Source organism: Lentzea sp. NPDC055074 (assembly GCF_053608005.1).
Genome location: NZ_JBSGUQ010000017.1, coordinates 51,251 through 69,024 on the forward strand (window position 1 = coordinate 51,251; position 17,774 = coordinate 69,024).

At 68.7% G+C, this 17,774-nt stretch carries 14 protein-coding genes and 1 pseudogene; 5 read left to right on the forward strand and 10 right to left on the reverse strand.

The window, feature by feature from the left end; translation table 11 throughout:
* Positions 1 to 8 precede the first annotated feature (8 nt).
* Entirely contained in the window at positions 9 to 4,085 is a 4,077-nt protein-coding gene (locus tag ACWF7A_RS31825; protein WP_452254201.1) for a polymorphic toxin-type HINT domain-containing protein, read from the reverse strand.
* Between the two features lie 266 nt (positions 4,086 to 4,351).
* Between ACWF7A_RS31825 and ACWF7A_RS31830 the strand changes: the two genes are divergently transcribed.
* Positions 4,352 to 4,861 carry a hypothetical protein gene (locus tag ACWF7A_RS31830; RefSeq protein ID WP_452254202.1) on the forward strand — a complete coding sequence of 170 codons (510 nt, stop codon included), beginning with the start codon at positions 4,352 to 4,354 and terminating at the stop codon, positions 4,859 to 4,861.
* Positions 4,862 to 4,967: 106 nt separating this feature from the next.
* Positions 4,968 to 7,037, forward strand: coding sequence for a discoidin domain-containing protein (locus ACWF7A_RS31835; RefSeq protein WP_452254203.1), 2,070 nt, complete (start codon positions 4,968 to 4,970; stop codon positions 7,035 to 7,037).
* A 194-nt stretch (positions 7,038 to 7,231) separates the two neighbouring features.
* Here the strand turns inward: ACWF7A_RS31835 and ACWF7A_RS31840 are convergent.
* The 3 genes and pseudogenes from ACWF7A_RS31840 to ACWF7A_RS31850 all read right to left on the reverse strand — a co-directional run.
* Positions 7,232 to 7,450: pseudogene (locus ACWF7A_RS31840) on the reverse strand (HD domain-containing protein); the annotation flags it as partial.
* Between the two features lie 311 nt (positions 7,451 to 7,761).
* Positions 7,762 to 8,553 (reverse strand): HAD-IIA family hydrolase, encoded by a 792-nt coding sequence (locus ACWF7A_RS31845; RefSeq protein ID WP_452254204.1) that lies wholly within the window; start codon positions 8,551 to 8,553, stop codon positions 7,762 to 7,764.
* A gap of 4 nt (positions 8,554 to 8,557) precedes the next feature.
* Positions 8,558 to 9,004: a MarR family winged helix-turn-helix transcriptional regulator gene (locus tag ACWF7A_RS31850; RefSeq protein WP_452254205.1), complete on the reverse strand. Its 447-nt coding sequence runs from the start codon at positions 9,002 to 9,004 to the stop codon at positions 8,558 to 8,560.
* Positions 9,005 to 9,118: 114 nt separating this feature from the next.
* Between ACWF7A_RS31850 and moaA the strand changes: the two genes are divergently transcribed.
* Together moaA and ACWF7A_RS31860 are read left to right on the forward strand one after the other, a co-directional pair.
* Entirely contained in the window at positions 9,119 to 10,177 is a 1,059-nt protein-coding gene (moaA, locus tag ACWF7A_RS31855; RefSeq protein WP_452254206.1) for a GTP 3',8-cyclase MoaA, read from the forward strand.
* A complete protein-coding gene (locus ACWF7A_RS31860; protein WP_452254207.1) occupies positions 10,174 to 10,440 on the forward strand; it encodes a MoaD/ThiS family protein in 267 nt (88 codons plus the stop codon). Before moaA ends, ACWF7A_RS31860 begins: the two co-directional genes overlap by 4 nt.
* Here the strand turns inward: ACWF7A_RS31860 and ACWF7A_RS31865 are convergent.
* Entirely contained in the window at positions 10,404 to 12,794 is a 2,391-nt protein-coding gene (locus ACWF7A_RS31865) for a tetratricopeptide repeat protein (RefSeq protein ID WP_452254208.1), read from the reverse strand. The genes ACWF7A_RS31860 and ACWF7A_RS31865 overlap by 37 nt on opposite strands.
* Positions 12,795 to 13,285: 491 nt before the next feature.
* Between ACWF7A_RS31865 and ACWF7A_RS31870 the strand changes: the two genes are divergently transcribed.
* Positions 13,286 to 13,933: a transglycosylase family protein gene (locus tag ACWF7A_RS31870; protein WP_452254209.1), complete on the forward strand. Its 648-nt coding sequence runs from the start codon at positions 13,286 to 13,288 to the stop codon at positions 13,931 to 13,933.
* 690 nt (positions 13,934 to 14,623) lie between these two features.
* Here the strand turns inward: ACWF7A_RS31870 and ACWF7A_RS31875 are convergent.
* From ACWF7A_RS31875 to ACWF7A_RS31895, 5 genes are all read right to left on the reverse strand, one after another.
* The gene (locus ACWF7A_RS31875) at positions 14,624 to 15,049 is read right to left on the reverse strand and encodes a molybdenum cofactor biosynthesis protein MoaE (RefSeq protein WP_452254210.1); all 426 of its coding nucleotides are present in this window, start codon (positions 15,047 to 15,049) and stop codon (positions 14,624 to 14,626) included.
* On the reverse strand, positions 15,046 to 15,516 hold the full coding sequence (locus tag ACWF7A_RS31880) for a MogA/MoaB family molybdenum cofactor biosynthesis protein (protein WP_452254211.1): 471 nt from the start codon (positions 15,514 to 15,516) through the stop codon (positions 15,046 to 15,048). The genes ACWF7A_RS31875 and ACWF7A_RS31880 overlap by 4 nt, the downstream gene beginning before the upstream one ends.
* Positions 15,513 to 15,986 (reverse strand): cyclic pyranopterin monophosphate synthase MoaC, encoded by a 474-nt coding sequence (moaC, locus tag ACWF7A_RS31885; RefSeq protein WP_452254212.1) that lies wholly within the window; start codon positions 15,984 to 15,986, stop codon positions 15,513 to 15,515. The genes ACWF7A_RS31880 and moaC overlap by 4 nt, the downstream gene beginning before the upstream one ends.
* Positions 15,987 to 16,034: 48 nt before the next feature.
* The gene (locus ACWF7A_RS31890) at positions 16,035 to 17,417 is read right to left on the reverse strand and encodes a malic enzyme-like NAD(P)-binding protein (protein WP_452254213.1); all 1,383 of its coding nucleotides are present in this window, start codon (positions 17,415 to 17,417) and stop codon (positions 16,035 to 16,037) included.
* Between the two features lie 107 nt (positions 17,418 to 17,524).
* Entirely contained in the window at positions 17,525 to 17,710 is a 186-nt protein-coding gene (locus ACWF7A_RS31895) for a hypothetical protein (RefSeq protein ID WP_452254214.1), read from the reverse strand.
* Positions 17,711 to 17,774 lie beyond the last annotated feature (64 nt).

Below are 17,774 nucleotides of genomic sequence, written 5' to 3' on the forward strand. Positions count from 1 at the left end.
TTGAGGACTCACGGGCACCCCTCGCCTGCGATCTGCTTCAGCCGCTTTTCGTAGCCTTCGTACTCGGGGCGTTTCTCTTCAACCAGAGGATTCTGTCGATTTCCGCGATAGTTGTCGCCGTCGCGGCCGATATAGGTGCCGTGCTTCTCCGACAGGCGTTGCTCCAACAGTCGCGACTCGCCGTAGGTCCGCTTGTCCGCTTGAACCTCGATAGTGTCGCCATCAGCGGGCGAATAACGGTTCCGGTTCCTGGAGTGGCGCTTTTCCACCGTGGCTTGCGTTTGCTTCCCACCGAACATCCCGGAGTAGTAGATCTTGCCGTCGGCGTCCTTCAGCACGTAGTTACTGTATCCGGGCCGATCGAGGTAGCTGAAGCGATCTTTGCCTGCGTTGTGGACCAGTACCGGGATGTCCCCGGCCACCACGTAGTAGGTGTGCAGGCCCTCGACCGTGAGGTTGTAGACCTGCATGACCTGCGTGTACGACCGGACGTCGACGACCTTGGCCGGTTTGCTGTCCGGCTCCTGCAGGTGCTCACCGGGCTTGATGTCCCCGGCATCCACCCACTGCTGTCGCTCGACTACCCAGAACGGGTGATTGCCGGTCGCCTCGACGGAGCCGGACCTGGTGTCGTCGCCGACGGTGATGGACACCATCTGCTTGAGGTCGCTACCACTGATGATCGAACCGACTGGGCGGCCTGCCAGCTTGCCGGTTTCCGGGTCGGTTGCGGCGACCTGGTCACCGACCACCACGTCCTTGATCGCTTTGGTTGTGCCGTCGGCCATGAGAACGCGTGTTGTCGGCGCGAAGCTGCTGCCGATCACCTTGAGCTTGCAGGCCCTCATGGCCTCGTGGATGGCCTCCCGGCCGGCCTTGACCTCGGACTTCGCTTCCTCGGACCGCTTGAGGAACTTGCCGACCTTGCCTGCGATCTTGGCGATCGCGGCGACCAACTTGCCGCCCTTGGCGAGCAAGCCGATCGGATTGACCATGCTCAGCGCGTTGATCGCGGTCCAGATGCACGCTTCGACGTCGCCCTGGGTGAAGCACTTGACCGCGTCGTTGTAGCCGATCATCTCCAGGATGATCTCGGCGCCTTCCTGCTTCAGGAAGTCGACCAAGCTCAGGTTCGCGTCGGCGACAGCCTTGTTGTACTTGTCGACGCAGGCTTGGTCGCCGTTGCAGGTAGCCATGAGGTCGGACTGCTCTTGCGGGGTGAGTGGCCCACCGGCTACTGCCCGTTGCTCGTCCTGCTGCTTGGTCTTGGCGATCTCGTACGCGTCGTCGGCCGCCTCCTGTGCCAATGCGGCATCGCGGCCGGCAGCGAGTTCGGAAGCCTTCGCGGCCTGCGCGGAACTCGCCGCGTCCGCCGCCGAAGCCCGTGCCTGCGCAGCTGAACCCTCCGCCTTGGTCGCGGACAGCGTCGCCGCCTCCGCGTCCCGTGCGGCTGCATCGGCCGCTGCACGTGCTGATCGGGCAGACTCCGCTGCCTGGTCTGCGGAGGCTTGCGCGTCCTTCGCGGACTGCTGGGCTTGTCTGGCGTACTCCGCAGCTTCGGTGGCCGACTGCCGAGCCCTCTCCGCCCACTGCGCGGCCTGGTCAGCCGCGTTGCGGGCCACCGCGGCAACCCGAGAGGCTTCCGCCGCGTTCTCCCGCGCGGTCGCGGCGATGCGGGCCGCCTCCGCCACCAGCCTGCGAACCGCAGCGATGTGCGACGCGTTCAGCGAGTCGCGCTGCGCGGCCTTGAACTGGCCGGTCTGGACGAAATCCCTCGCGTACTGACGCGGCCCGGCCAACGCGATCTGGCCGGCGGTCCGGGTCTCCGGACCACCGGCGCTGATGATCTCGCCGATCTTCATCCGGTCGTCGAGAGCCGCCGAGTCGTACTGGCCGACGGCGAGGAACTCCCGTACGGCCTCCGGTGTGCTTTCAAGCGCCTTCTGGCCCGCCCGCTGGGTGGCCGGGCCGCCCTTGGAGATGATCAGGCCGACCTTTTTGCGGTCGTCGATGACCTTGCCGTCGTAGTACTGCGTCTTCAGGAACTCGCGAACATCGTCGCCGTCACCGAGGAAGGCTTGCTGAGCGGCGATCTTCTGCTGTTCGACGGGCGTGGATTCCGCCAGGTAGCGAACCCTCGCCCGGTCGTCCTCCTCCGCCGCCTCTTCTCGGCCGGTTTCCAGGTAGTCGAGCATTTCCGGCTCGCCACCGGACAACACCATCTCCGCGGCGGACTGGGTCCACGGGCCGCCTGTGTTGCGCAGCCGCAGAGCGGCCTGCCGTCCATTGCTCAGCATCGTGGCGGAGTCGGCGTTCGGCGCGGTGGCCTGATCCAGGAACCGCTGGGTCTCCTGGTCGATCCGGGAGGCCTCACCTGCCTCCCAGGCGGCCTTGTTCTCCAGCGCGGCCTTGGCCTTCTCCGCGGCTGCTACGCCCTCGTCCTGCAGCAACTGCAGACGGTTGCTGTCCGCCGTGCGGGCGTTCTTCTCGACCTGGTCGGCGAGTTCGGCGGCTTGGGTGGCAACGGCGGCTGCTTCTTGTGCTGCTATGGCGTGCTTTTCCGACTCCGTGGCGGCCTTGTCGGCCTCCCCGGCGTGGGCGGCGGCCTCGTCCGCGGCCCTGGCGGCGTTCTCGGCGTGTTCGGCGGCGCGGATCGCGGCGCGGTAGGCGTCTCCGGCGGCCTTGGCCGACTGGTTGGCCAGTGATTCGGCGTTGGTGGCGGCCCGGTTGGCCTGTGCGGCGAACCTGTGGGCGTCGGCCGCGGCGCGGCGGGCGCGCTCGGCTTCCGCGCCGGACACGCCGGCCTGGTTGGCGGCGTCCTCGGCGGCCGAGGCTGCCCGGTCGGCGTTGGCACCCGCGCTCGACGCGGACCGGGCGGCGCCCGCGGCCTGCGAGGCGGCCTCGCCCGCGGCCTTGGACGCGTCCGCGGCGAGGCGTGCACCTGCGGCGACGTCTCGTGCCTTTTGCGCGGCGATCCTGGCGTTGGCGGCCTGGTTCGCGTCGGTCGCGGCGTCCGCGGCGGCACCGCGGGCGTCGGAGGCCGCCTGCGCGGCGGCTGAGGCCGCTGCGGCTGCCTGCATCGCGGCGTTGGAGGCGACGCGGGCGGCGTTGTTGGCGGAGTTGGCGGCGGCGACGGCTTCCTGTGCGGCGCTGGCGGCGCGGCTGGCGAAGTCGGCTGCCCGTCCGGCGGCGGCCGCTGCCGCAGCGGCGTCGTCCTTCGCCGCGGCGGCTTCGGCCGCGGCCACGAGTGCTGCCTGCTTTGCCTGTTCGGCCGCTGCGACGGCTCGTGCGGAGGCCTCCTTGGCGGCTTCGGTCTCGAGGGCGGCCTCCGTGCCCGCCGCCTTGGCGAGGTTGACCAGTTCGGTGATGCTGGCCTGTTCGTTGTCCCTGGCCCGTGCCGTGTGCTGGCCGGTCGCGAGGAATTCCTGAACGTCGTCGTCGCTGCCGCTGAGGGCGATCTGGGCGGCCTTGTTGACCTCCGTGCCGCCGTTGGCCATGATCCCGCCGACCTTCTTGCGGCGGTCGATGACGGCCGGGGAGTACTGGCCGGCGGCGATGAACTTGAGGACGTCCTCTGCGGTGCCCTCCAGCGCTGCCTGGGCGGCGCGCTGGGTGGTGGGGCCGTTGGCCGCCATGATCTCGCCGACCTTGGCCCGGAGGTCGAGGCGGTGCGGTTCCTGCCAGCCTCCGGCCAGGAACTTCCGGACGTCCTCCGGGGTGCCTCCGAGCGCGGCCTGGGCGGCTTCGCGCACCCGCCGACCCGAAACGGCCATGATCTGGCCGGCCTTGAGGCGGTTGTCGTGGGCGATGGCGGCGTGTTGGCCGGTGGCGACGAACTCGCGGAGTTGGTCGTCGGAGCCCAGGAGCGCGGCTTCGGCGGCGCTCTTCGTGGCTCGGCCGCCGGTCTTGAGCAGTTCGACGGCCACGGCCCGGTCGTCGAGGGCGGCTTGGGCAGTTGCTCGTGGCGGGGTCACGGTGGCGGAGGTGCCGAGAATCGCGGCGACCAAGGCCATGATGGTGACGAGAATTACGGTAACGCGCGCGGTACTTGCGCGCGACAAAGCTATACGGACGTTGTCGTCCACAAATCCCCCAATTGTCAACGCTTCCCCCGAGAAGCCATCCGGATGACGAGAGCCCCGTGTTCTTCGCTACTCCGGGAAAGTTCGCGCCACCTTAGCATTGACGCGCGAATCGTCAAGGCGTATCTTCCTGCTTGACGTGGGGGCTGGGCTGGGGGTTCAACAAAGTGTAAGGCGTTGCTTGTCATGCGCTTCCGCAGTTGCACAGCCCTTTGTTGATCTTGTTTTATCGTACTTTTGTCCGTGCCTGCACTGGGGGGTTCTTTTTCATGCGTTCGACTTTGACTGTTGCCTGTGTAGGCGTGTTGAGTGCCGCCGCGATCCTGGCGACGACCGCGATTGCGCTGAACGTTGGTGCCGCCGCCTCTGACGAACCGACGGGCCAGTCGTCACTCATCGAGGACTTCGAGCACCCGAACAAGGAGGCTGCCGCAGCGATCGGCATCACCTTGAAGAAGGGTGACGGCAGGATTTACTGGGTGGACTGCGCGGTGGGTGGCGACCTGCTCACCGTCGAGAGCGACAGCATTACCACGCCTGACCACATCGCCTGCTTCAGGGTCACCGGCCGCGATGGATATCTGGCTTTGGAGATTCCCTCGACGTACTTCATCAAGGCGGGCAGCCTCAAGATCAAGGCCCTCCTGACCGCCAAGGTCGACGGCCAGGAGGTCAAGCGTGAATACACCATTCAGCCCGGCACCCTGACCCCGGTCGGCGAGACCATCCACCCCGAGGAGGGTATGGCCGCTCTGGTCGAACTGCGTTCTTTTGCCTAATTCGAAATCAGGTGATCGGTCGATTATTTCATTTCTGCGACTAAACGTCGCTCACAAACACGTGAGGGTTCAACCAATGTCATTGCAGGACAGAAGAATCGCTGCCTTGGCGGCAACCGCGCTCGCGGGCGGTCTGCTCGTCACCGGATCGGCTCAAGCCGCTTCGGTCGGCACGCCCGTTCCGGACGGCACGTACCAGTTCGTCGCGAAGGTGGAGATCGAGGGCCGAGCGTGCACCGGCGCCCTGATCGACCCGCAGTGGATCGTCACCGCCCGCTCCTGCTTCCCCGAGAACGCCCAACGGGCCGGTGCTCCGGCAAAGCCCACCACCGTCACCATCGGGCGGACCAACCTCGCGGGCACCGCGGGCCGGGTGGCCAAGGTCACCGACCTCGTACCGCGCGTGGACCGGAACGTGGTGCTGGCCAGGCTCGACACGATCATCAACGACATCGCCCCGATTCCGGTGAGCACCACCGCGCCGAGCGCGGGAGAGACCCTGCGCGTCGCGGGCTACGGCCGCACCGCGACCACGTGGGTGCCCGACCGGCTCGCCGTCACCGAGTTCACCGCCGGGGCCGCCACCGCCACCACCCTCGCCCTCGGCAACGCCGCCGGTGCGGACACCTGCAAGGGTGACGCGGGCGGCCCGGCGTTCCGCGAGACCGCCGGCCGGGTCGAACTGGTCGCCATCAACTCCACCTCGTGGCAGCACGGCTGCCTCGGTGTGACCGAGACGCGTCAAGGCAGCACCGAGTCGCGGGTGGACGACCTCGCCGGCTGGATCGGGCAACTCGGGCAGGCCAACGCCAACCTGGCGCAGGACAGGGTGGTGACCGCTTCCAGCAGCTACGGGGGCAGTCCCACGTGGACCACGTCGGCGGTCGTCGACGGCGTTCGCACGAGCACCTCGGCTTCCTCCGGTTGGAGCAGCGACGGCAACCTCACCACGAACCACACGGAGTGGCTGACGGTCGACCTGGGCCGTTCCCAGCCGCTGAGCCGGGTAGACCTCTACCCGCGTTCCGACAGCACCGGTACGGGTGCGGGTTTCCCGCGTGACTTCACGATCGCGGTGTCCGATGACGGTACGAACTGGACGACCGCGGTCACCCGCACCGGCTACGGCAAGCCGGGCGCAGGCGCTCAGGAGTTCGGCCTGGCCGGGAAGTCAGGCCGCTACCTGAAGATCACCGGCACCAACCTCAGCACCGACGACATCGGGCACTACCGCATGCAGTTCGCCGAAATCGAGGCCTACGTTCCGAATTCGGTCCAGGGCAAGTCGGTCGTCGCTTCCAGCACCGTCGGCGGGATTCCGCAGTGGAGCACCGCGGCGGTGGTCGACGGTGTTCGCACGAGCACCTCGGACTCGTCAGGCTGGAGCAGCAACAACAACCTCACCGTGAACCACGAGGAGTGGCTGACGGTCGACCTGGGCCGCTCCCAGCCGCTGAGCCGGGTGGACCTCTACCCGCGTTCCGATGGTGCCGCCACCGGCACGGGTTTCCCGCGTGACTTCACGATCGCGGTCTCCGACAACGGTCAGAACTGGACGACGGCGCTCACCCGAACCGGTTTCGGCAAGCCGGGCGCAGGCGCCCAGGAGTTCAGCCTGGCCGGGAAGTCAGGCCGCTACCTGAAGATCACCGGCACCAACCTCAGCACCGACGACAACGGGCACTACCGCATGCAGTTCGCCGAAATCGAGGTCCACGGCGCGAGCTTGGCCACCGGCAAGACCGTGTCCTCGGCCGGCTCGATCGAAGCGCCGCCAGGGTGGGGTCGTCGCAACGCCACCGACGGGATCCGCGTCAGCACCGGCAACGGCGCCGCCGGGTGGAGCAGCCCTATCGGGCCCGCGGGCCGCAGCGAGTCGGTCACCGTCGATCTCGCCGCACCGACCGCGGTCAACCGGGTGGACCTGTTGCCCAGGACCGACCAGCTCGACGGCCGTTCCGGCTTCCCGTCCGGCGTCACCATCGAGGTGTCCGGTGACGGTCAGACCTGGACCACGGTGGCAACCGGGGCGGGCATGGCGACTCCCGGACTGCCTGGCCGGTCTTTCCCGATCCCGACCTCGACGACCCGCTACCTCAAGATCACCGGGACCGGGTTCGGCGCGGACGCCTTCGGTGACCACTACCTGCAGTTCGGTGAGATCGAAGCCTGGTGACCGGGTGGCCGGGGCAGTCGCCCTGGCCACCCCTCTCCACTCGGTGGGCGGGGCGTCGGGAGCAGGTCCCGGTGTCCCGCCTTCGTGCGTCCACGGGTCTTTCGCCCGTCCGCCGGCCCAGTCGCCCAACGGTCCGCCGAGTGACCGACGAGTTCGGCCATGAACCCTCGCGCTTCAGCGTTCATCCCGGTTGAACGGTCCTGCCAGGCCAGCGGGGAAATCGCCAAGGCAGCCTCGGCGATCCTGCGCGCGGCCTCCGTCCGGACGCCCTTGAGCGCGGAGTCGATCCACCCGTCGACCCTCGCAACACCGACGTCCCGGTACTCGACCGCCTGCAGGAGCATCTCCAGTTCGTCCGCGTCCTTTGCACACCGCGCCTCGGCAGACTCCTGGCTCTCGTACTCGTCGACGGCCGCGAGTTCCCCCGGCAACCGCCGGAGAAGCCCCACCCAGTATCGTCCTTGCCTGCCCGCAGGGCCTACCAACAGGTCCTGTGGGCTGTGTACGAAAGTCCGAAGGAGTCGTTCACCGTCAAGTCCTTGCTAGACAAGGTCTGGAGCGAACGCACGAGCCTGCGAACCCCGCTGACCGAACTGTTCCAGGCTGGCTACCTACTGCGCGACGTCGGACCCGGACACGGGCGTCCCGAGTTCGTCTACCGCCTGAACCCGGACCACGCGGACGCGCTGCTCTGCGCGCCCACCTGCTCGCCAACGCGCAGAAGCTAGACGGCGGCCCAGTCTCCGAACGGGTCCGCAGAGTGACCGACGAGCTCCGCGATCGACTTCAGCACGCGCGTCGGGCGGTACGGGTACATCTCCGCGCTCTCGGCGCTGAAGACGCCGGACAGCACGAGGATGGTCGACAGGCCCGCTTCCAGGCCCGACCGCACGTCGGTGTCCATCCGGTCGCCGATCATCAACGCCTGCTCGGAGTGCGAGCCGAGCGCCCGCAGGGCCGAGCGCATCATCAACGGGTTCGGCTTGCCGACGTAGTACGGCTCACGTCCGGTGGCGCGCTCGATCAACGCCGCCACGGCGCCGGTCGCGGGCAGCGAGCCCTCGCGCGACGGGCCGGTGGCGTCGGGGTTGGTCGCGATGAACTTCGCGCCCTCCTCGACCAGGCGGATGGCCTTGGTGATCGCGGTGAAGCTGTACGTGCGGGTCTCGCCGAGCACGACGTAGTCCGGGTCGCGGTCGGTCAGCGTGTAGCCGATCTCGTGCAGCGCCGTGGTGAGGCCGGCCTCGCCGATGACGAACGCCGAGCCGTTCGGGCGCTGCGAGTCGAGGAACTTGGCCGTCGCCAGCGCGGAGGTCCAGATGGACTTCTCCGGGATGTCGAGGCCCGTGCGGTGCAGACGCGCGCGCAGGTCCCGTGGCGTGTAGATGGAGTTGTTCGTGAGCACGAGGAACGGGGTCTCCGACGCCCGCAGCTCCGCGACGAACTCGTCCGCTCCGGGGATGAGGTGCTCCTCGTGCACGAGGACGCCGTCCATGTCCATCAAGTAGTGCCACATGGGCCTAAGTATCGATGACGCGCTTGCGAAACGTCTCGATCTGGAGCTGGAGATAACGCTCGATCACGTCGAGCTCGGCCTCGCCGAAGTGCCCGAGCACCTCTACGAGGCTGTCGCGCGCCTTCTCGAACGGCGCACCGAACTTGTCGACGTCCCCCACCGTGACCTCGACCAGAACCTTGCGGCGATCGTGCGGGTCGCGGACACGACGGACATATCCGGCACGTTCGAGGCGGTCGATGACACCCGTGACGGCACCGGTGGAGAGGCCGGAGAGGTCGGCGAGGCGGCCCGCCGTGAGCGGACCCTCCGCCCGCATGGCGAGATCGAGGCACTTCTCGTCGGTCGCGGAGAGGCCCATCTGCTCGGCGACCCGCGCGTGGAACATGACGGTGAGCGCGCTCTGCTCCCTCATGTACCAGGTGAACCTCTCCAGCACTTCTGGTTCCATGTCGAACATCTTAGCCAGTAAGACAATTCCTTGTGGGGTGCTCCAAACGGGCGGAACGTGAGAAACCTCGTTTGTGGAGTCATCTACAACGAGTTGTTCATTAAGCTAAATAAGGTGACAGCAGTGGAGTTGGGCATCCCCCTCGTGCGCGGCACGCCGGACGCGTCCGCACGTCCGGACACGCCCGCGCTCGTCGACAGGTTCGGACGGGTGGCGAAGGACCTGCGGGTCTCGCTGACCGACCGGTGCAACCTGCGCTGCACCTACTGCATGCCCGCCGAGGGCCTCGACTGGCTGCAGAAGGACGAGCTGCTCACCGACGCCGAGCTGATCCGGCTGATGCGCATCGCCGTGGTCGACCTGGGCGTCACGGACATCAGGTTCACCGGCGGCGAGCCGTTGCTGCGGCGGGGCCTCGAGCAGGTCATCGCCGCGACGGCCGAGCTCGAACCGCGTCCGCGCATGTCGATGACGTCGAACGGCATCGGGCTCTCGCGGCGCGCCCGGTCGTTGAAGGACGCCGGCCTGAACCGGATCAACGTCTCGCTCGACACCCTCGACCCGGACCGGTTCGCGACGCTGACCAGGCGCGACCGCATCACCGACGTGCTGGACGGCCTCGACGCCGCCCGCGAGGCCGGGCTGGAGCCGGTGAAGGTCAACTCGGTGCTGATGCGCGGCATGAACGAGGACGAGGCCGTCCCGCTGCTGCGGTTCTGCGTCGAGAACGGCTACCAGCTGCGGTTCATCGAACAGATGCCGCTGGACGCGCAGCACGGTTGGACGCGCACGAACATGGTCACGGCCGACGAGATCCTCACGAAGCTCTCGTCCGCGTTCACGCTGACGCCCTCGGAGGTCCCGCGCGGAGGTGCCCCGGCCGAGCGCTGGCTGGTCGACGGCGGCCCTGCGGTCGTCGGCGTGATCGCCTCGGTGACCAGGCCGTTCTGCGCCGCCTGCGACCGGACCCGGCTCACCTCGGACGGCCAGATCCGCAACTGCCTGTTCAGCAACGGCGAGACCGATCTGCGCGCGCTGCTGCGCGACGGCTCCCCCGACGCCGCGATCGCCGACGCCTGGCGCGCCACGATGTGGGCCAAGGCGGCCGGTCACGGCATCAACGACGCGGGCTTCTCGCAGCCCGACCGCCCCATGAGCTCCATCGGAGGATGACAGTGAGCACCGCCGTGAACATCCGCTACTTCGCGGGTGCGCGGGCCGCGGCCGGGGTGGCCGACGAGGACCTGCTGCTCGACACCGCCGAGCCGACCGTGGCGCTCGTGGTCAGCGCCATCGGTGAACGCCACGGCTCGAAACTCGGCAAGGTCCTGGCGGCGTCGAGCTTCCTGCTCGACGGCGTCGCGGTGCGCGACACCTCGACGCGCGTGCCCGCCGGGTCTCAGCTGGACGTGCTGCCCCCGTTCGCGGGCGGCTGACGCTCCGCGAGGAACGCCTCCGCACGAGCCACCACAGCGCCCTGTTCGCGCGCCTGCGCCAGCTCGAGTGCTTCAACAGCCAGCTCTTGGTCACCACTGGCCTCGGCCAGCGCGAGCACCGCCTGCGATTCCATCAGCAGGTCACCGCTGTCCCGCACGTCCTTCACCAGCTCTTCGGCGAGCGTGCGGTCGTGCCGCGCGAGCTTCAGCTGCGCCTTGTGCCGTCCCACCGGGTAGCCGATCTGGTTCGCCAGTGCGATGGCCGTGTCGAGGTCTTCCAGAAGGACCAGCGCCTCGACCTCGACCCGTGCGTCATCGACGTCCCGCGCGGACTCCAGGCACTGTCGGGCCAACACCCGCGCCTGCTCGTGGTCACCGGTCTGCGCGGCGATTCCCGCGAGGTTGGCCAGCACGTTCGGTTCGTCCATGTGCGAGCCGATCTCCCGGTACCGCGTCAGCGCCTCCTCGAGCCGCAGACGGGCTTGGTCGAACTCACCGAGCTCGCGGTGGGCGATACCGATGTTCTCGACGTTGATGACGACCTTGGTGAGGAACCCGTGTTCCTCCGAAAGCCGTCTGGCCTCTTCGAAGTGCTCGATCGCCTTGCGCAGCTCCGCGCGGGCGCCGTGGACGGTGCCGATGTTGGTCAGCAGGTTCGTGAGCAGGACCGGGTCGTCCGACACGAGGCGCAGCGCCTCCCCCAGGTCCGCGAGTGCGCCCGCGAGGTCGCCCATGTCCCTCCTCACCAGGCCCATGTTGTTGAAGATCATGGTCTTCAGGCGGTCCGAGGTGGTCAGCCGAGCCGCCGCGCCGAACGTCTCCAGGGCCTCGCCGTACGCACCCAGCAGCCAGCGCAGCTGGCCGAACCCGTTGAGAACCGCCGTCTCGCACACGACGTCTCCCGCCGCCCGTGCCGTCCTCAGCCCCGCGGTCAGCACCGCGTTCGACTCCGTCCGGTAGCCGCCGTAGACGAGGTAGCCGCGCATCGAGTCACCGAGATGACTCGCGAACGGGTGCGAGGCAACCTGCACGGCCGTTACGAGCACCGCACGTTTGGCGTCGAGCCAGGCCCGTGCCTCGTCCGCGGTCGCGAACCGCAGCCCGTCGACGTCGAGCGTCAGCGGATCCAGTCTCACGACGGCGGGGAACGCCAGTTCCGCGGCGTTGAACGCCGTAGCCGTGTAGAAGGACAGCAGCCGGTGCAACGCCGGCGGTCCGTCCTCGCCCACCTGTTCCGAGGCGAAGAGCCGGATCAGGTCGTGCAGCGCGAACTGTTCTCCTGACCGCTGCACGAGCCCGGCACGCAGCAGCACTCCGAGCAGACGTGCGGTTTCCTCCGTTGACAGGCCACCTAGCGCGGCGGTGTCCTCCACGTCGAAGTCGGCACCGGGATGCACGCTCAGCAGCCCGAAAAGGCGGCGTGCGTCCTCCGGCAAAGCCTTGCAGGACAACGCGAACGCTGCCCGGACCGCCGCGTCGCCCTCGATCTCCAGCGCGTCCAGCCTGCCGTCTCCGCGCAGGTCGGCGAGGTAGTCGGGCAGGTGGCGGTCGACGAGGTGCGCGCCCGCGATGCGCAGCGCCAGCGGCAGGTTCGCGCACAGCCTGATCAACTCGGCCCGATCGTCCGCCGCGCCGTCGATCTTCAGCCGGTCGAGCAGCGCGCCGGCCTCGTCGTCGGCCAGCACGTCGAGCACGGTGTGGCCCGGCAGTTCGTTCCTGCTGGTCACGATGGCCTTGCAGCCCTCGACGTCCGGCACGAGCGGGCTCAGTCCGGTGGCGTTGTCGAGCACCACGAGCACGCGGCGGCCCTGGAGCTTCGCGCGGTAGAGAGCGACCTGCTCTTCGAGGTCGACCGGGACGTTCGCGGGCGCGACGCCCAGCGCGCGCAGGAACCGGCCGAGCGCCTGCTCGACCGTCACCGCCGGGCCGGTCGCGAACCCGCGCAGGTCGACGTGGAGCTGACCGTCGGGGAACCGGTCGCGGATCCGGTGCGCGAGCCGCACCGCGAGCGCGGTCTTGCCGACGCCGGGCGGGCCGGTGATCGCGAGTACCGGGGCGTCCGACCCGGCGAGCGCCGTGAGCTCGTCCTCCCGCCCGACGAAGTCCGGCAGGTCCGCGGGCAGCTGGGCGGGCCCGGGCCGGCGCACGACGATCCGGTAGCCGGAGACGTCGGTGACGATCTCGTCCTCGACCGACCGCCGCAGCCGGCGCACGAGGCTGCGCAACGCGGGCAGCGGCTGCCCCGGCGGCTCGTCACCCCACACCGCGCGGACGAGGTCGCCGAACAGCACCGGCTGACCGGCGTTCTCGAGCAACGAACGGTGCAACGCCTCCTGGCGGGACTCCTTGCTCATGGCGACATCATCGAGCAGCCGCCGGCCCTCAGATCCGCAGTCCCGCCGATGGCGTCCGGCGGCACCCGCGAGACCGGTTCCGCCCGCCCGCGGAGGCCATCGCTCGGCCGTGAACGACCGCCCCCGATGGCTCAACACGCGTGAGCCACGCCTCACTTTCCGTAATAGATCTCGGCCGATCTCGGAATGGAAACGGACCGATAACGGACCCTTTGAGCTGCTGTTTTGTGGCCTCCGCACAACGCTCCACATCGTTACTGTGGCGCGCGTCACAGCCCGAAACATTTGGAGAGCCCGCCGACGGTTACGTACGGTCGCTCCTCGGCTGGCCCGAACCAGCCGCAAGCACCACCGGAGGACCGAGCACCGAACCCAGTCCAAGGGTTCTCCGGCATTACCCCGAGCGAGAGAAACCGCCGGACTGGGACGCAGGAACGCACCGGGCCCCGAACCCGAGTTCCTGGCAGCAGGTGAGGTGGACCGAGAGGCACATGGCTTTCAACCGAGGCAACAAGGGCAAGCAGGGTTCCACCGCCGCTCGCACTATCGCCAAGGTCGCGGCTGTCGGCATCATCGCCGGCGCCCCGCTGGGCCTGGCCGTTGGCACCGCCAACGCCGCCCCTGGAATGAACTGGGACGCACTCGCGCAGTGCGAGGCCAGTGGCAACTGGGCCGCCAACACCGGCAACGGGTTCTACGGCGGTCTGCAGTTCACTCAGCAGACGTGGAACGGCTACGGCGGCGTGGGCAACCCCGCCAACGCGTCCCGCGAGCAGCAGATCGCCGTCGCCGAGCGAGTGCTCGCGGGCCAGGGCCCCAACGCGTGGCCGACCTGCAGCAAGCGGATCGGCAACTACACGGGCGTGGCCCCGAAGGCCGCTCCGGCCCCGCAGCAGCAGCGCAAGGCCCCGGTGCAGCAGCGCCAGGCCGCTGCGCCGGTGCAGCAGGCGCCGGTCGTGCAGCTGGCGGGCTCGAAGTCGAACCCGAACGGCAACTACGAGATCAAGGCGGGCGACACCCTGTCGAAGATCGCGGACGCCAACAAGGTCGCCGGCGGCTACCAGGCCATCGTGGAGAAGAACAAGGGCTTCCTCACGAACCCGGACCTGATCTTCCCGGGCGACAAGATCCAGATCTGAGCCTCCCCGGCTCACGCCTCGGATCAGCACGACGCATGATGGCCAGCCCTTCTGACGTGGGCTGACACAGGACCAGGGATCTCACCGTTACCCCCCGACGGTGAGGTCCCTGCCTGCGTCTACGGGCAGAGGCGACGGAGGCGAGCCTGCGGGCAGGGGCGACGAAGGCGAGCCTCGGGCAGGGCCAGCGGGGCTAGCTGGCGGTAGGACTGGCGCGCAGGGCTGGGCAGGCAGAGCCAACGGGGCGGGCAGACCCAGCGGGCAGAGCCGATGGGTCCGACGGGCGGGGTCGGCGGGAAGCGCCAGCGGACAGCGGCGCGGCAACCGCGATGCGAAGCGAGCTCGTGCGAGCAAAAGGGCATGGTCAGCCCGAGCAGTGGCGATGCGGAGCGAGCCGTCTGAACCTGCTGCCCGCCCGTAAAGCGGTAGGCCCCTCGACTGCGATTGGGGCTTTACCTCGAGGGGGCGGGATGCCACCCTCGCGGGCACGGCCGGGCGCTTTTCAGCCCGGCCCTTTTTCGGCCGTCAAGCATCCCGCCAGAGGCTCGAGGTCAAGCCCCAATCGCTACGCCTTTGATTCGTCACTGCCTGACGGACCACCCACGCAAAGCGACTCGCCACCACAGCAAGGCGACCCCTCCGCTGGAACAGGAACCAACCAACGCAACAGCACCCGCACGCAAGGCACCGTCAGGGGCAGTTGACCCACTCATCGGTACCCCCGGCGAACACCTGCCGCTTCCACACCGGCAACCGAGCCTTGACCTCGTCCACCAGGTCAGCACAAAGGGAAAACGCTTCCCCCCGATGCTCCGCGGCGACGGCACAGGCCAAAGCCACATCCCCGATCTTCAACGGCCCGACCCGGTGCGACACGGCGATCCCGTGCACCCCGGAGTACTTCTCGGCGAGAGAAGCAACAACCTCGGCCACCACATCAGGGGCAGACGGATGCGAGTGGTACTCCAACTCCAGCACCGACCGCCCCCCGTCGTGATCCCGCACCACACCGGAGAACGTGACCACAGCACCGGCCTGGTCAGAAGCGACCAGAGCGGCGTGCTCCTCCACCGACAACGGCTCGGAAGTCACGACGGCCCGCAGCACCACGCTCATCGATGGTCACCTCCACGCAGCTGGTCGAGCGCATGCTCGACCACAGACGACAACACGTCCAGCCCGTCCCGCACCCCGCCGGTGGACCCGGGCAGGTTCACGATCAACGTCCGACCGGCCACCCCGGCCACCCCGCGGGACAACACGGACCCGGGAACCCGGGGCCACCCGGACATCCGGATCACGTCGGCCAGCCCGGGCACCTCGTAGTCGATCACGGCACGAGTCGCCTCAGGAGTCCGGTCGGTGGGATTGATCCCGGTCCCACCAGTGGTCAGCACCAGGTCGGCACCAGAAGCCACCGCGGCGCTCAAAGCCTCACGAACCGGCTCACCGTCCGGCACCACAACGGGATCGGACACCGAGAACCCGCGCCCCACAAGCCATTCCACGATCAGCGGGCCGCTGCGGTCCGCGTAGACCCCGGCCGCCGCGCGGTTGGACGCGGTGATCACCACTGCCTTCACGGGCGTTCCCACAGGCCGGACTTGCCGCCTTCTTTGCGCTCCACCCGCACCGCGTCCAGCGAGGCCGCGGGGTCGACCGACTTCACCATGTCGTGCAGCGTCAGGCCGGCCACCGAGACGGCGGTCAGGGCCTCCATCTCCACGCCCGTGCGGTCGGTGGTGCGGACGGTGGCCGTGATCAGGACGGAGTCCGCGGCCAGTGCCAGGTCCACCACCACCGACGACAACGAGATCGGGTGGCACAGCGGCACGAGTTCCCAGGTGCGCTTCGCGGCCATGATGCCCGCGATCCGGGCCGTCGCCATGGCGTCGCCCTTGGGCAGGCCGTCGGCGCCCAGCAGCTCGACCACTTCGGCGGTCGTGTGCAGGACGCCGGTCGCCACGGCGGTCCGGGTGGTCTGCTCCTTGCCGGAGACGTCGACCATCCGGGCCGCGCCTTGGGAGTCCAGGTGGGTGAACTGCTTGGTCATACGGCGATCGTATGCCTGCCCGAGAGCTACAGCCGGTGCGTGAAGGCCTTAGGAAGTCGCAGCCTTGCGCACCGCTTCGGCCACAGCCGGGGCGACGGTGTTGTCGAAGACCGACGGCACGATGAACGACGCGTTCAACCGGTCCCCGTCCACCACGTCCGCGATGGCCTGCGCGGCGGCCAGCAGCATCGCGTCGGTGATCGTCCGGGCGTGCGCGTCCAGCAGACCGCGGAAGACGCCGGGGAACGCCAGCACGTTGTTGATCTGGTTCGGGAAGTCCGAACGGCCGGTCGCGACGACGGCGGCGTGCTGCTGGGCCTCCATCGGGTCGATCTCGGGGTCCGGGTTGGCCAGCGCGAACACGATGGCGTCCTTCGCCATGGTCGCGACCTGCTCCGCGCCGAACAGGTTCGGGGCCGAGACGCCGATGAACACGTCCGAGCCGACCAGCGCGTCGTGCAGGCGGCCGGACTGGTTGTCCTTGTTGGTGGACGCGGCGATGGACTTCAGGTTCGAGTCCAGACCCGGACGGTCGCGGTGCACGATGCCGTCGACGTCCACGGCGATGATGTCGCCGGGCGTCTGCGCCTGCAGCAGGCGGATGATCGCGGAACCCGCGGCACCGACGCCGCACACCGTGATGCGGCAGTCCTTGATGTCCTTGTTCACGACGCGCAGGGCGTTGCGCAGGGCCGCGACGACGACGATCGCCGTGCCGTGCTGGTCGTCGTGGAACACCGGGATGTCGAGCTTCTCGCGGAGGCGGGCCTCGATCTCGAAGCAGCGCGGGGCGGAGATGTCCTCGAGGTTGATGCCGCCGTACACGGGAGCGATGAGCTCGACCGCGCGGATGATCTCCTCGGTGTCCTGGGTGTCCAGGCAGACCGGCCAGGCGTCGACGCCGGCGAACTTCTTGAACAGCGCGGCCTTGCCCTCCATCACCGGCAGGGCGGCGGCGGGGCCGAGGTTGCCGAGGCCCAGCACCGCGGACCCGTCGGTCACGACGGCGACGGTGTTGCGCTTGATCGTCAGGCGGCGCGCGTCGTCCGGGTTCTTGGCGATCGCCTCGCAGACGCGGGCGACACCCGGCGTGTACGCGCGGGAGAGGTCGTCACGGTTCCGGAGAGGAACCTTCGACGAGATCTCGATCTTGCCGCCGAGGTGCACGAGGAACGTGCGGTCCGACACCTTGCGGACGACGATGCCGGGCAACGTCTCCAGCGTGTCGGTGATGTCCTTGGCGTGGTTCGCCGACAGGGCGTTGCACGTGAGGTCGATGACGACGCGGTCGTTGTGCGACTCCACGACGTCGAACGCCGTGATCACACCGCCGGCGCGGCCGACGGCCGAGGTGAGGTCACCCGCGGCGCTCGCTGACGGCGGCGCCTCCAGACGAACGGTGATCGAGTAACCAGGGCCGGGGACCGGCATCGTCGTCCTCCCACGAAGTACAGCTCAAGCGGGAAACGAGCCTATCCCCGGGCCCTTTGCGGTACTCACCCGACTCGGCGAGTTTTAAGACCGGCCTGACAATCCACTCAGGACTTGTTGATCTCGGTCACCGGGTGCTTGTACGGGAGGTCCTCCACCGGCAGCGGGAAGGTCACCGAGCCGAACGGGGAGAGCGCACCCTGCAGGTCGCTGGTCAGTTCGGTGACGGGGTGACCGCCGTCCGGGCCATCCGGCCAGTGCGGGTCGACCCGTCCCGGGCGTCCTTTCGCCACGATCTCCTCCTCATAACGCGCCTGCTGACGGGCACAAGTGTGACAGAGCACGATGTGTTCACCG